This is a genomic window from Marinobacter changyiensis, from assembly GCF_009193265.1.
Classification (GTDB): domain Bacteria; phylum Pseudomonadota; class Gammaproteobacteria; order Pseudomonadales; family Oleiphilaceae; genus Marinobacter; species Marinobacter changyiensis.
Genome location: NZ_VZZZ01000008.1, coordinates 97,174 through 110,232 on the forward strand (window position 1 = coordinate 97,174; position 13,059 = coordinate 110,232).

The window sequence follows — 13,059 nt, forward strand, 5'->3', positions numbered from 1 at the left end:
TCACGAAAATGAAAAGTGCCGCCGGATTGCTTGTTCTGATGTGCCTGGCCGTAGCCCCGGTTACGGCGGAAGAAGCTGAGTTGCCAAGAGAGCCTGTGGTGGTGTCGGATTACCAGTCGGACCCCCTCGAACCCCAGATTATTATCCGGTCAGGGGAGGACTCGACCATCTACGAATATCGCGTAAATGGTGAACTGGTAGAGATCAAGGTGGTGCCATCGATCGGCCTGGAATATTACCTGGTGCCCGCTGACGGAGGTGGATGGATTCGGCAGGATGAGCCTCAGATACTGGTGCCCAGCTGGGTCATCTTCCGGTGGTAGTCCGGGTCTGAGCATCGTTGTGGCGCACTGAAATCATAAAATCGATTATTTCAGATTTTTTTGCGCTCTAGTATGAACACTCTAATTTTTAACCGTATTCTAGGCCCTGAAATCAAAGTTCGATGGATATCTCCATCGACCAATTCGCTTGGTGAATCCTTCGTTAATCAAAGTGATCACTGGCAATCAGGAGAACCAAAATGGGTAAACTCAAGACATATCAGGAACAGATCCAGGAAATCGTCGAGAAAGGTATCAATGCCGCAGAAGAGCAACAAAAAAAGCTCTCTGCCAAGCCTTTCGAGTACGCCGAGAAGCTGGAATCAGGTGCTCGTGAATACAGTGTCAAATCATTGCGCGAGCGTTACTATGGTTACAGCGAAACGCTTTTCGAGCAACTTCGCAGTTTGAACCTTCGTCTTGGTGGTTTTGCGGCCGATGTCGTCTCAAAGCTTGAAAAAGAAGCGGTTGAAGGTACCGAGGCGGTATCTGACGCGGTATCCGACGCTGCTGATGATGTAACCAGCGTGGCACAGTCAACCAAGCACAAGGTTGATACCAAAAAGCCGACTGCTCGTAAGAGCACGGCTACGAAGACAACGAACACTGCTTCTGCCTGAACGCAGCATCGTTGAGTCAAGAAAGGTCGCCTGATGGCGGCCTTTTTTTATCTTTGTCCCGTCCTGAAGCTCTGTACTCGGCGGGCGTGACGGGGTATCAGCTCTGGGAATTGCTTGCCGGCGGCGGAGGTTCAAGAGAAAGTGTGCGCTCTTTACCGGTGATTTTCTCGAGCCGGCGTATATCACCCATAAACTGCTTGCGTACCGTTTCAACGTCGGATTTCTGGATGGCAATCTCTCGCTCGATATCACGCACCTGGCTCTGAAGGCGATCAATCTTGTTCAGGGTCGCCTCCGGAATGTCGCGGCCGGAGCGCTCCATATCGGCAGCGCGGGATTGTTCTTCGTCGAGTTGGTTCACGATCACAGATATGTTGCCTTGCTTGAGCTGGCTCAGGCTTTGCATTTCATTCAGCTTGCGGTGCATCGCCCGGACGGCATCATCCGGGTGGCTGTAGCGGCGCAGCAGTTTTGCATCTGCCCGACGCTGTTGCTGAGCTTTCTGCTCGCGTTCCTTGCTGGCAGCACGTTCCGCAAGATCTGCTGCAGTCGGGGCGGGGGCAACGGTTTCAACGACCCTGCCCTGGTCATTGAGGATGTCATAGCCCCGGGTTGAGGCTTCCTGGGGTACGGTGTTGCTTATCACCATCTGGCCGCTTTTATCCACATAGCGATACATGCGAGCCTGGAGTGACGTACTGGCGAGGAAAAGAGACGCGAAGAGTACGCAGGCGCTGATTTGAGTTGGACGATTCATGATAATGACAGAGAAGCTCCAGCGGTTTCAGGCGACATTGCTTTCCGAGCATACCAAACCTGCCGCCGGGTACCACGTCATATTGTTACCGGTTTGTGCAGCACCGTCAGACGCCGAACGTTTCCCGATACCGGGCGACGCTGCGGGCATGCTTGTCAAAACCGGCGTAGCTTTGAAGGTAGTCGAGTACCTGCTCGAGCCGGATGATGCTGATAACCGGAATAGCGAATTCGGCCTCCACTTCCTGAATGGCCGAGAGCTCGCCGTTTCCACGCTCCTGGCGGTCAAGGGCAACCAGCACCCCGGCGGGCTCTGCGCCGGCGCTTTTGATCAGATCGATGGATTCGCGGATGGCGGTACCTGCGGTAATGACATCGTCAACAATCAGGACCTTGCCTGCTAATGGGGCGCCTACAATATTGCCGCCTTCACCGTGAGCTTTCTTCTCTTTGCGGTTGAAGGCGTAAGGCCGGTTATCGCCTTCGGCAGCAAGGGCCATAGCAATGGCGGTGGCCAACGGAATGCCCTTATAGGCAGGGCCGAAAATAATGTCATAATTCAGGCCGCTGCGTTTCAATGCCGCGGCGTAGGCTTTACTGAGTTGCAGGAGGTCGTCACCGGTATTGAACAGCCCCGCGTTAAAAAAGTAGGGGCTGGTGCGGCCGGATTTCAGGGTGAACTCCCCAAAACGGAGTACGTCCCGGGCAATGGCAAATTCTATAAAATCGTGCTGATAGTCGTGCATGGCAAGGCTTCTGGCGGGTATGGTTCTTTTAATAACGTGTAAAACCGGTATCATACACTCAAAGCGAATCAGGGAACATGTATGCGGGTAGTTTCGATCAGCGTTAATGGTTTGGCCCAGGCCATCGACAAAGGCTTTTTTGACTGGCTGGCCAAGCAGGATGCAGACGTTGTTTGCGTTCAGGATCACCGCATGCGCGCCCATGAAATAGAAGATCTTGGCCTCATTCCAGACGGTTATGAAGCGTATTTCATTGATGGCGAGCGTAATGAGGACGGCGGCGTAGGAATTTACACCCGTCATTTCCCCAAGGCCATCATGTATGGGTTTGCCAGCGAACAGGCCGACCGGGAAGGCCGTTTTATTCAGGCTGATTTCGACAAGGTCAGTGTTGCCTGCGTACTGGCGCCCTCTGCTTTAGGCCGGGAAGATGAATTGCTGGGTGAGGACGACCTCACGGTGCTGGATCACAAGGATGATTTTATGGAAGCCTTCGGCCTTCATATGCTAAAGACCCTGCGCAAACGCCGCCAATTTATCATCTGCGCGAATCTCCAGACCGCACACCATGTCACCGATGCCAGTTCCCGCTATCACAAGCTGGACGTTTCGGGGTTTCTGCCCCATGAGCGGGCGTGGCTGGACCGACTGTTTGATGAAATGGGTTGCATTGACGCTTTCCGCGAGATCAACAAGCAGAGCAACCAGTATACCTGGTGGCCGGAATGGGCCGAGGGCTGGCGCCGCCATGCGGGCATTCGCACGGATTATCAGCTGGTTACTCCGGGTATCCGGAAAACGGTTTCAGACGGTTGGATTGACAACAGTACGCGTTTTTCTGACCACGCGCCTGTGATCATGGACTACAACATCGAAATCGGATATTGACCAAGGCATTCTGTGCCGCCGGGGCACTTAACCTTAACCCCCGGCAGGCGCATTTCTCTTACTGATCTGTCAGCGCAGCTCGCTGAATCTCGAACAATTGGCTAATGCCGCTTTTGGCCAGCGACAACATGCTGTCCAGTTCGTCCTGAACGAACGGCGCGCCCTCGGCAGTTCCCTGAATTTCGATGAAACCACCCTTGTCAGTCATGATCACGTTCATGTCGGTTTCGGCTTCGGAATCTTCCGGGTAATCCAGGTCAACCACCGGCGTTCCCTTGTAGACACCAACGGATACCGCGGCGACCATCTGCACCAGCGGGGACTGACCGAGGCGCCCGCTTTCAACCAGCGTATTCAGTGCGTCGACCAGTGCAACGCAGCCGCCGGTTATGGCAGCGGTGCGAGTGCCACCATCCGCCTGTATGACATCGCAATCGATGGTAATGGAGTGTTCGCCCAGTTTGGACAGGTCAACCGCTGCTCGCAGGGAGCGACCGATCAGTCGCTGGATTTCAACCGTACGGCCACCCTGTTTGCCACGAGCAGCTTCCCGGCCCATTCGGCTGCCGGTGGAGCGCGGCAGCATGCCATACTCGGCGGTGATCCAGCCTTTGCCTTCGCCGCGAAGAAACGGCGGTACCTTGTTTTCTACCGAGGCAGTACAGATGACACGGGTGTCGCCGAACTCAACCAGTACAGACCCTTCGGCATGCCGGGTAAAGTGTCGGGTGATCCTGATGTCTCTTGGTTGTTCCGGGGCTCTTCCGCTAGGACGCATATTTTTTCCTGAAGTTGATCATGAATGGTCAGGCCACCTCGCGGTAGCAAGGTAAAAGGGTGTCCCTGAGTGGCGCGAAGTATACCACGGCTGGCCCGGGCTTGTGGTCGAGGTCGCCTGGGAGCCCATCCGCCTGCTAAACTGACCCGCTCAACGCCAAACGATGATGGAGTCGTTATGATCAGAAGCATGACCGCCTTTGCACGCCAGGACACTCAAGGCGACTGGGGTACGCTGACTTGCGAGATCCGGACCGTCAATCATCGCTACCTCGAACCCTCGTTCCGGTTACCGGAGGTGCTTCGGGAACTCGAAAACAGCTTCCGTGAACAGCTTCGGGGTCAGCTCAAGCGGGGCAAGGTTGATGTGGGCATGCGCTTGCAGCTGGCAGAGTCTTCTGGTCAGGGACTTCAGATCAACGACAAGCTGGCAGAAGCGCTTAACAGCGCAGCCAATCACGTCAACCGGATTCTCGATAACCCGGCCCATATCAATGCAATCGACATCCTGCGGTGGCCGGGCGTACTGGAAACGACTGAGCGCGACCTTGAGCCGGTCAAGGCTGTTGCTGCGGAATTGTTCGAGCGTACTGTGAATGAACTGGTGATCGTGCGGGAGCGCGAAGGTGATCGTTTGAGACCCTTATTCGATGACCGCCTCGCGACCATGGCAGAGCAGCTAGCAACGGTCCGTAAGCTGATGCCGGAACTGTTGGCGGCGCAAGAGCGCAACCTTCGGGAGCGGTTCACGCTGGCTAAAGTGGAACTGGACGCCGACCGGGTTGCTCAGGAAATGGTCATGGTGGCCCAGAAATCGGATGTTGCAGAAGAGCTGGACAGGCTCGATGCCCATATCAGCGAAGTAACCGGCACCCTCGATAGTGGCGATGCCATCGGTCGCCGGCTTGATTTCCTGATGCAGGAACTGAACCGGGAGGCCAATACCCTCAGCAGTAAGTCCATTGATGCCCGCGTCACCCGCATTGCAGTCGATCTCAAGGTGTTGATCGAGCAGATGCGTGAGCAGGTGCAGAACCTCGAATAATCAATCCGAACCTATCAAGCCCCGGAGTAGTGCGAGCCATGAGCCAGGCTGTGGAAAAAGGCACGTTGTACGTCATTTCAGCCCCTTCGGGGGCAGGCAAAACCAGTCTGGTAACTGCCATGCTGCAACAGGATCCCATGCTGGGTGTATCGATATCCCACACCACCCGGGGTATGCGCCCGGGCGAGGAGGATGGCGAGAATTATCACTTTATTGACCGCCCGACTTTCGAGGCGATGATCGGACGTGGAGAATTCCTTGAGCACGCGGATGTGTTCGGTAATTACTATGGCACTTCTCAGCCCTGGGTAGATCAGACTTTGGCCGAGGGCCGGGACGTCATTCTCGAAATCGACTGGCAGGGTGCGGTGCAGGTGCGGCGGTTGATGCCTGAGTGCGTCAGCATCTTCATCGTGCCGCCGTCTGCAGCTACTTTGCGGTCGCGTCTTACCGGTCGGGGGACCGATGCGCCGGAAGTCGTTGAGCGTCGGCTGAACGAGGCGCGGGAAGAATGCAGCCACGCGCTGGAGTTTGATTACCTGGTGGTGAACGATGACTTCGGAGTCGCGCTTGCGGACCTGATGGCAATCGTGACAGCCCAGCGGCTTCGGGTCTCAGCCCAGGAGGCACGTCATGCCGAGTTGCTGGCCGAACTGGTGGCGGGTAACGGGCTGTAGTTATGGCGTCGGGTACGGCCCCGGAGGATGGAATGAATGTATACAAATTGATCGCCGGCGATTACACTACGCGGTCTACTTAAAGCTGCATCCAGAAACGCATCTGAAAGATTCAATACGCAAGTATTCTCAAGAAATCACTGTCGGGGAAAAGTATGGCACGAGTAACCGTTGAAGATTGTCTGGAACACGTTGATAACCGTTTTCAGTTGGTGATGTTGGCAACCAAACGTGCCCGCCAGATAGCAACCAAAGGTTTTGAGCCGATGGTCCCTGAAGAAAATGATAAGCCGACTGTTATTGCCCTGCGTGAAATTGCAGCGGGTCTGGTCAGTCGCGATTTGTTGAAGATTGAAGACGACGAATAAATAAACATTGCGAATGCCGCTTTGCGGCATTGGTATTCTGCCCTGACGGTTTTATAGTAGTTGGCAAGACAGGCAGTTACTTCTGTCTGTCAGGGCATCGGAAGGACCCGAATGTACGCATTCGGGTTTTTTTGTCGGATTTATTTCTATCGGTCGGTGGGGGCTAGGTGTCAGCAGAGGCTACGGTGGAAGGGCTGGCTAGCCAGCTGAGTCAATATCTGGACGTCGAGCGCATCAATCAGGTGCGTAGGGCCTATTATTACGCTGAACAAGCCCACGAGGGGCAGAAACGCCGCAGTGGCGAAGCCTATGTTACCCACCCGCTAGCCGTCGCCCATATACTTGCCGACCTTCGGCTCGACCATCAGAGCCTGATGGCCGCCATGCTCCATGATGTCATCGAAGACACCGGTATACCCAAGGATGCCCTGTCAGAGCAATTTGGTGAGCCGGTGGCCGAGTTGGTGGACGGGGTCAGCAAGCTGACCCAGATTGAGTTCCGGACCCGTGCCGAAGCGCAGGCCGAAAATTTCCAGAAGATGACCCTGGCGATGGCCCGGGATATCCGGGTAATCCTGGTCAAGCTTGCAGACCGTCTGCACAACATGCGTACTCTGGGTCCGCTGCCTTATGAAAAACGCCAGCGTATTGCCAATGAAACCCTCGATATCTATGCGCCCATCGCCAATCGACTGGGTATGCACAGTGTTTGCACTGAGCTCGAAGACCTTGGTTTCGCCGCGCTTTATCCGATGCGCTCCCGTTACATATCCAAGGCCGTCAGCAAGCTCCGTGGCAGCCACCACGAGATTATCGAAGAGATTCGCGGCCGGTTGGAAGAGAAGCTGACTGAACGCGGTCTGCCTGGCCGGATTCTGGGGCGTGAAAAGCACCTGAACAGCATCTATAACAAGATGAAGTTCAAACACAAATCGTTCCATGAAATTATGGATGTTTATGCCTTTCGCATCGTCACCGACACTGAAGACGACTGCTATCGCATACTGGGCGCCGTCCACAGCCTCTACAAGCCTTTGCCGGGGCGCTTCAAAGACTACATCGCAATGCCCAAAGCCAACGGCTACCAGTCGATCCATACCACCTTGTTCGGTATGCATGTCAACATCGAAATCCAGATCCGCACCGAAGAAATGGAGCAGATCGCCAATAACGGTATTGCTGCCCACTGGATGTACAAGAACGATCAGTCCGAGGTGTCCGTTGTTAATCAGAAGCGCGTTGACCATTGGGTGAAAGGCCTGATGGAAATGCGTGAACGGGCTGACGACTCGCTGGAGTTTATTGAACACGTCAAAGTCGATCTGTTCCCGGATGAAATTTACGTATTCACTCCCAAGGGCAAGATCCTGGAGCTTCCCGGTGGCGCGACCCCGGTGGATTTTGCGTATGCCATTCACACGGATATCGGCAACGCCTGTGTGGCCTGTCGGGTAAACCGGAACCTGTCGTCCCTCAGTCAGCCGCTACAGAGCGGGCAAACCGTTGAAATTATCACTGCCCCCGGAGCTCGTCCCAATCCAGCCTGGCTCAGTTTCGTGGTCACCGGCAAAGCCCGCAGCAGTATTCGCCATGTCCTGAAGTTCCAGAAGAAAGCCGAGTCTCTGGAGCTTGGTAAGACCCTGCTGAAAAAGTCTCTCAATGGGTTCGATCAGAAACTGTCGGGAATCAGTGAAGGTCAGATCAATGCAGTGGTCTCACACAACCAGGTCAGCAGTTTTGACGACCTGCTGTGCGAGATCGGATTGGGAAATCGAATGGCTTATCTGGTGGCGCGCCAATTGTTGAGCGGCGCTGTCAACGATGACAAAAACTCGTTACCCGACCTCAGCCAGCCCGGCGGAAAACATGCGGGTAGCCCGGTGACCATCCGGGGTACCGAAGGGTTACTGGTTCGTTTTGCCAACTGTTGTAAGCCGATTCCCGGTGATCCGGTGCTGGGTGTAATGGACTCCGGAAAAGGCCTGGTAATTCATAGTGATACCTGCCCGAGGCTTCCGGATGGTAGCGAAGCCAGAGAGCGTCTTACGCACCTCAAATGGGCCAAGGACATTACCGACGAGTTTTCAGTGGAGCTCAGGGTTGAGCTGGAGCGTCAGCGCGGCGTAATTGCTGAGGTAGCGAATGCGGTTGCCGTTGCCGACGGTAACATAGAGCGCATCAACGTCGAGGAGCAGAACGCGCGCCTGGGTATTGTCAGCCTGGTGGTCCATGTAAACGGTCGTCGCCATCTTGCGCGGGTGATGCGGCGAGTACGAAATGTCAAAGCCGTGACCCACATCAGCCGGGTTCGTCACTAGTGCCCCGCCGGATGAAGGTTGACAGTACTGCCGGGCAGGGGACAGGATTACGGTTTCCCGTTTCTAAAACGTCAAGATAAGGATTCTGACATCATGACGAACAAATCAGTGATTCAGACAGAAAACGCCCCTCAGGCGATAGGTACCTATTCCCAGGCGGTCAAAGCCGGGGACACCGTTTATTTGTCCGGACAGATTCCGCTGGTGCCGGAAACCATGGAACTTGTGGCTGGCGACTTTGCCGCCAACACCCGGCAGGTGTTCGAAAACCTGAAAGCCGTGTGCGAGGCAGCGGGCGGTCGCCTGCAGGATATTGTAAAGCTTAATATCTATATGACGGACCTGAGCAACTTCGCCACCGTCAATGAGATCATGGCGACCTATTTCCAGGAACCATACCCCGCCCGGGCTGCCGTGGGTGTGGCCGCCTTGCCGAAAGGTGTACCGGTGGAAATGGAAGCGGTCATGGTGCTGAGCTAGGAAATCTCCTGAATCATTTCGCTGTATCCTGATCGGTAGTCCGGATAGCGGAACGAGAAGCCGGAATCCAGCAACCGCTGGTTCCGGCAACGTTTGCTGCCAGCGCGTCCACCGGTTCTTGCCCCCGCTCTCGGTTGGGCGCAGGGCGTCTGGCTTTGGACCCAGGCGATGACTTCGTCCAGTCTGGCCGGCTCGCAGTCGCTGGCGATGTAATGCTCGGCCAGCGCTTCCCCCTGCAACGACGACCGCATCAGATGAACCACCGCGTTGGCCGCATCGACTTCGTGAATCCGGTTGGTGTAGGGCGCCGGCTTTGACGGGTTCATTTCGCCCCGCCTTACCGCAGTCAGAAAACGGTGTCTTGAGGGGCCATAGATTCCGCTGAGCCTGACAATGGTGGCGGGTACTCCGCTGTTCAGGGCCACCGCCTCGCCGTCCAGAATTCTTTGGCCGCTGAATTTTTCGGGCTCTGTGGGGCTGGTTTCGTCTACCCAGCTGTCGTCATCCTGATGATAGACGCTGGTGCTGCTGATGAATATCACCCGGGAAAGGCTCTCACCATCCAGCGCAGCAAGCAGGTTGCTCAATCCGGTCACATAGGCTGCCTGATAACCGGCGTCATCGTAACTGGACGGCGTCAGGCAATAGATCAGAGCGTCCACGTTCTCTGGCACTGCCGAGGCCAGGGCAGAGGGGTTCAGCAAGTCAGCGCCAATGGGCAAAACGGGTGCCTTGATGGCATCTGCATTACGTCGCAGTCCGTACACTTCTGCGTCTTCACACAGGGTGCGCGCGATCACACCGCCCAGTGAGCCGCAGCCAGCGACCAGAATACGGGGTCGGTTTCTGTGTTCTGTGATTGCCATAGTCAATATCAATCCTTATTCTGTAGACCATAAGTTCGGACACTGAACGGAGCTGCCCATGACCCTTACCGAATTACGTTACATTGTTACCCTGGCCCGCGAGAAACATTTCGGCCGGGCTGCAGAGAGGTGTCATGTCAGTCAGCCTACTCTGAGTGTGGCGGTTAAAAAGCTCGAAGACGAGCTCGGCATACCACTGTTCGAGCGCAGTAAAAGCAGTATACGTGTGACGGAGACCGGACAGCGCATCATTGACCAGGCCCAGAGGGTGCTTGATCAGGTCAGTGTGATCAAGGACATGGCCCAGGATGGTAAAAACCAGCTCAACTCGCCATTGAAAGTGGGTGCCATTTATACCATCGGGCCTTATCTGTTCCCGCATTTACTTCCGGAATTGCGCCGGGGCGCACCGGATATGCCATTATTTATCGAAGAAAACTATACCGCTAACCTGCGTCAGAAATTACGTCATTCAGAACTGGACGCCATTATCATCGCGCTGCCGTTTACCGAGCCTGAAGTGGTTACTCTGCCGCTTTACGATGAGCCATTCGTGGTGCTGCTGCCGGCGAAGCACCCGCTTGCTCGCAAAGAGGCGCTGACAGCCGAGGAGCTGGCCCGGGAACAGCTACTTCTGCTCGGCCCAGGGCATTGCTTCAGGGACCAGGTGCTTGAATCCTGTCCGCCGTTGGTGGCTGCCGTAACCACCCGGGCCACGACAGCCACCTCGGGCCCCTCGCTGGTAACGGAAGGCAGCTCCCTTGAAACCATTCGTCATATGGTGGCGTCCGGGCTGGGGATTACAGTACTGCCGCTGTCGGCGGCAACCGCGATGCAGTACCACGAGGATATCCTTGTGGTTCGACCTTTTGTTGCCCCGGTTCCCTCTCGTACCGTGGCATTGGCATGGCGGGTGACCTTCCCACGACCAAAAGCCATTGACGTCCTGTCGCTGGCCGCCAGCCAGTGTCGGGTTATCGAAAAATCGGGCAAAGTTAAACCCCCCGCTAAAGCCAGCGCCTGAGCATGCCATGACGTCACTGGACGACATCCCGGTAACCACTCTCAAAGGTGTCGGTGCAGCCCTGGCCGCAACCTTGGCGAAACTGGGTATCCATTCCCTGCAGGACCTGCTGTTCCATCTGCCCCACCGCTACGAAGATCGTACCCGGATTATTCCCATGGGGAGTCTGCGGGTCGGGGATGTGGGTGTGGCGGAGGGAGAAGTGGTCAAAACAGACCTTGTCATGGGGCGCCGTCGAAGCTTGCAGGTGACGCTGAAGGACAGTTCCGGCTTTCTGGTGATGCGATTTTTCCATTTCAATGCCGCCCAGAAAAGCCAGCTTGCCGAGGGTCAACGGGTGCGCTGTTACGGTGAGGTCCGGCCCGGCCGGGCCGGGTATGAATTTTACCATCCGGAGTACCAGGTCAATCCGCCTGCCATGCCCGCTCAGGGCGAAGCCACGCTAACCCCTGTTTATCCGTTGACCGAAGGTATTCAGCAGCCCAGGGTCCGGGGGCTTTGTCAGCAGGCTCTTGGCTATCTGAAGCGCTACCCGATTCGTGACTGGCTGCCACCTGCCTTGCTGGCGGACTATCAGTTGCCCGACATCTCTGCCGCCGTCGAACTTGTGCATGCGCCGCCGGCCGATGCGCCGGTCTATCTGTTGATGGAGGGCCGTCATCCGGCGCAGCAACGCCTCGTGATGGAGGAGCTGCTCGCGCACCAGCTCAGTTTATTGCGGGTAAGAGAGCAGATTCAGGCCAGACAGGCTTTGCCGTTGCTGCCCAGCGGAGATTTGCCTGAACGCTTCCGGGAGAGTCTGCCGTTCAGACTGACGGGTGCTCAGGAACAGGTGTGCCGGGAAATCCGTCAGGACCTGAGCCAGCCCCTGCCCATGTTGCGGCTGGTTCAGGGGGATGTGGGTTCTGGCAAAACCGTTGTTGCGGCCATGGCTGCACTACAGGCGATTGCAGCGGGAGCTCAGGTGGCCTTGATGGCGCCGACCGAAATTCTGGCGGAGCAACACTTCAATAATTTCAGGGAGTGGCTGGAGCCCTTGGATATCAGGCTGGCCTGGCTGTCAGGAAAGATCAAGGGCAAAGCCCGGGTGGCGGCGTTGGAAGCGGTTGCCAGCGGCGGGGCCAGGATGATGGTAGGCACCCACGCCCTGTTTCAGGGCGACGTGATATTTGACCGCCTGGCGCTGGTGATCGTCGATGAACAACACCGTTTTGGCGTCCACCAGCGGCTGGCACTAAAGGATAAAGGTGCAGTCGGTCAGCTCGCGCCGCACCAACTGATCATGACCGCTACCCCGATTCCACGCACACTGGCCATGAGCGCCTATGCCGACCTCGACACCTCGGTCATCGATGAACTGCCCCCCGGGCGTAAACCGATTGAAACCATAGCGATTCCGGACAGCCGTCGGGACGACATCATTGAGCGCGTGCGGGATGCCTGCAAGGCGGGCCGACAGGCTTACTGGGTGTGTACGTTGATTGAGGAATCCGAGGCGCTGCAATGCCAGGCCGCCGAGGTCACGGCTGCGGCGCTGGCGGACCGGTTGCCAGAGTTGAACGTGGGGCTGGTGCATGGCCGCCTGAAGGCTGCCGAGAAAGTCGACATGATGGGCCAGTTCAAGACCGGAAAGCTGGACCTGCTGGTGGCGACCACCGTTATCGAAGTGGGCGTGGATGTTCCGAACGCGTCCCTGATTATTATTGAAAACCCCGAGCGCCTCGGGCTTGCGCAGCTGCACCAGTTGCGTGGGCGGGTCGGGCGGGGTGAGGAGGCCAGTTTCTGCGTGCTGATGTACCATCCGCCCCTGTCCCTGAATGGCAAAGCGCGGTTACAGGCGCTGCGGGAAAGCCAGGACGGTTTTGTGATTGCTGAAAAAGACCTGGAAATCCGGGGCCCGGGCGAGGTGTTAGGTACCCGCCAGACCGGCATGATGCAGTTCAGACTGGCGGATTTTGAGCGGGACAAGGGCTGGATTGAAACAGTCCGGGGGATTGCGCCCACGTTAATGCATGATAAAACCGTCGTGGATGCCCTCATTCGCCGCTGGCTGGGTGAGCGCCTTCGCTACGGTGACGTGTAAGGGTTACGCCGGTTTCAGAAGTGTCGACCAGCCAGCAGTAAATCATCAGAGTTTGCCGCCGGTATCAGCTAGACTGTAGCCAGTCATT

14 protein-coding genes are annotated in these 13,059 nt (G+C 56.4%); 10 read left to right on the plus strand and 4 right to left on the minus strand.

Going from position 1 to position 13,059, the window contains the following annotated elements; genetic code table 11:
* Positions 1-8 precede the first annotated feature (8 nt).
* Positions 9-323, plus strand: a complete 315-nt coding sequence (locus F6Y09_RS19195; RefSeq protein WP_152208559.1) for a DUF2782 domain-containing protein — start codon at positions 9-11, stop codon at positions 321-323.
* A 200-nt stretch (positions 324-523) separates the two neighbouring features.
* Entirely contained in the window at positions 524-943 is a 420-nt protein-coding gene (locus F6Y09_RS19200) for a hypothetical protein (RefSeq protein ID WP_152208560.1), read from the plus strand.
* 97 nt (positions 944-1,040) lie between these two features.
* On the opposite strand, the gene F6Y09_RS19205 is transcribed toward F6Y09_RS19200, so the two are convergent.
* Together F6Y09_RS19205 and pyrE are read right to left on the minus strand one after the other, a co-directional pair.
* On the minus strand, positions 1,041-1,700 hold the full coding sequence (locus F6Y09_RS19205; RefSeq protein WP_152208561.1) for a DUF4124 domain-containing protein: 660 nt from the start codon (positions 1,698-1,700) through the stop codon (positions 1,041-1,043).
* Between the two features lie 106 nt (positions 1,701-1,806).
* Positions 1,807-2,445 (minus strand): orotate phosphoribosyltransferase, encoded by a 639-nt coding sequence (pyrE, locus tag F6Y09_RS19210; protein ID WP_152208562.1) that lies wholly within the window; start codon positions 2,443-2,445, stop codon positions 1,807-1,809.
* An 81-nt stretch (positions 2,446-2,526) separates the two neighbouring features.
* Here pyrE and F6Y09_RS19215 point away from each other — a divergent pair, with 81 nt between their 5' ends.
* Complete coding sequence (locus tag F6Y09_RS19215) at positions 2,527-3,333, plus strand: exodeoxyribonuclease III (RefSeq protein ID WP_152208563.1); 807 nt, start codon at positions 2,527-2,529, stop codon at positions 3,331-3,333.
* Between the two features lie 58 nt (positions 3,334-3,391).
* On the opposite strand, the gene rph is transcribed toward F6Y09_RS19215, so the two are convergent.
* Positions 3,392-4,111: a ribonuclease PH gene (gene rph, locus F6Y09_RS19220; RefSeq protein ID WP_152208564.1), complete on the minus strand. Its 720-nt coding sequence runs from the start codon at positions 4,109-4,111 to the stop codon at positions 3,392-3,394.
* Positions 4,112-4,288: 177 nt separating this feature from the next.
* Here rph and F6Y09_RS19225 point away from each other — a divergent pair, with 177 nt between their 5' ends.
* From F6Y09_RS19225 to F6Y09_RS19245, 5 genes are all read left to right on the plus strand, one after another.
* Positions 4,289-5,155, plus strand: coding sequence for a YicC/YloC family endoribonuclease (locus tag F6Y09_RS19225; protein WP_152208565.1), 867 nt, complete (start codon positions 4,289-4,291; stop codon positions 5,153-5,155).
* Between the two features lie 38 nt (positions 5,156-5,193).
* Entirely contained in the window at positions 5,194-5,832 is a 639-nt protein-coding gene (gene gmk, locus F6Y09_RS19230; RefSeq protein WP_152208566.1) for a guanylate kinase, read from the plus strand.
* Positions 5,833-5,987: 155 nt separating this feature from the next.
* Positions 5,988-6,200: a DNA-directed RNA polymerase subunit omega gene (gene rpoZ, locus F6Y09_RS19235; RefSeq protein ID WP_152208567.1), complete on the plus strand. Its 213-nt coding sequence runs from the start codon at positions 5,988-5,990 to the stop codon at positions 6,198-6,200.
* 167 nt (positions 6,201-6,367) lie between these two features.
* Positions 6,368-8,518 (plus strand): RelA/SpoT family protein, encoded by a 2,151-nt coding sequence (locus tag F6Y09_RS19240; protein ID WP_152208568.1) that lies wholly within the window; start codon positions 6,368-6,370, stop codon positions 8,516-8,518.
* A 93-nt stretch (positions 8,519-8,611) separates the two neighbouring features.
* Positions 8,612-8,998 carry a RidA family protein gene (locus F6Y09_RS19245; protein ID WP_152208569.1) on the plus strand — a complete coding sequence of 129 codons (387 nt, stop codon included), beginning with the start codon at positions 8,612-8,614 and terminating at the stop codon, positions 8,996-8,998.
* On the opposite strand, the gene F6Y09_RS19250 is transcribed toward F6Y09_RS19245, so the two are convergent.
* Complete coding sequence (locus tag F6Y09_RS19250) at positions 8,995-9,864, minus strand: NAD-dependent epimerase/dehydratase family protein (protein WP_152208570.1); 870 nt, start codon at positions 9,862-9,864, stop codon at positions 8,995-8,997. The two genes, F6Y09_RS19245 and F6Y09_RS19250, sit on opposite strands and share 4 nt — an antisense overlap.
* A gap of 58 nt (positions 9,865-9,922) precedes the next feature.
* Here F6Y09_RS19250 and F6Y09_RS19255 point away from each other — a divergent pair, with 58 nt between their 5' ends.
* Both F6Y09_RS19255 and recG read left to right on the plus strand, forming a co-directional pair.
* The gene (locus F6Y09_RS19255) at positions 9,923-10,888 is read left to right on the plus strand and encodes a hydrogen peroxide-inducible genes activator (RefSeq protein WP_152208571.1); all 966 of its coding nucleotides are present in this window, start codon (positions 9,923-9,925) and stop codon (positions 10,886-10,888) included.
* Positions 10,889-10,895: 7 nt separating this feature from the next.
* Complete coding sequence (gene recG, locus F6Y09_RS19260; RefSeq protein ID WP_152208572.1) at positions 10,896-12,971, plus strand: ATP-dependent DNA helicase RecG; 2,076 nt, start codon at positions 10,896-10,898, stop codon at positions 12,969-12,971.
* Positions 12,972-13,059 lie beyond the last annotated feature (88 nt).

What these genes read in the sequence shown, in the direction of transcription:
- recG (WP_152208572.1), top strand. Translation starts at nt 10,896, where the DNA reads ATGACGTCACTGGACGACATCCCGGTAACCACTCTCAAAGGTGTCGGT.
- F6Y09_RS19250 (WP_152208570.1), bottom strand. Translation starts at nt 9,864, where the DNA reads ATGGCAATCACAGAACACAGAAACCGACCCCGTATTCTGGTCGCTGGC.
- F6Y09_RS19195 (WP_152208559.1), top strand. Translation starts at nt 9, where the DNA reads ATGAAAAGTGCCGCCGGATTGCTTGTTCTGATGTGCCTGGCCGTAGCC.
- F6Y09_RS19205 (WP_152208561.1), bottom strand. Translation starts at nt 1,700, where the DNA reads ATGAATCGTCCAACTCAAATCAGCGCCTGCGTACTCTTCGCGTCTCTT.
- rpoZ (WP_152208567.1), top strand. Translation starts at nt 5,988, where the DNA reads ATGGCACGAGTAACCGTTGAAGATTGTCTGGAACACGTTGATAACCGT.
- F6Y09_RS19225 (WP_152208565.1), top strand. Translation starts at nt 4,289, where the DNA reads ATGATCAGAAGCATGACCGCCTTTGCACGCCAGGACACTCAAGGCGAC.
- F6Y09_RS19255 (WP_152208571.1), top strand. Translation starts at nt 9,923, where the DNA reads ATGACCCTTACCGAATTACGTTACATTGTTACCCTGGCCCGCGAGAAA.
- rph (WP_152208564.1), bottom strand. Translation starts at nt 4,111, where the DNA reads ATGCGTCCTAGCGGAAGAGCCCCGGAACAACCAAGAGACATCAGGATC.
- F6Y09_RS19245 (WP_152208569.1), top strand. Translation starts at nt 8,612, where the DNA reads ATGACGAACAAATCAGTGATTCAGACAGAAAACGCCCCTCAGGCGATA.
- pyrE (WP_152208562.1), bottom strand. Translation starts at nt 2,445, where the DNA reads ATGCACGACTATCAGCACGATTTTATAGAATTTGCCATTGCCCGGGAC.
- F6Y09_RS19215 (WP_152208563.1), top strand. Translation starts at nt 2,527, where the DNA reads ATGCGGGTAGTTTCGATCAGCGTTAATGGTTTGGCCCAGGCCATCGAC.
- F6Y09_RS19200 (WP_152208560.1), top strand. Translation starts at nt 524, where the DNA reads ATGGGTAAACTCAAGACATATCAGGAACAGATCCAGGAAATCGTCGAG.
- gmk (WP_152208566.1), top strand. Translation starts at nt 5,194, where the DNA reads ATGAGCCAGGCTGTGGAAAAAGGCACGTTGTACGTCATTTCAGCCCCT.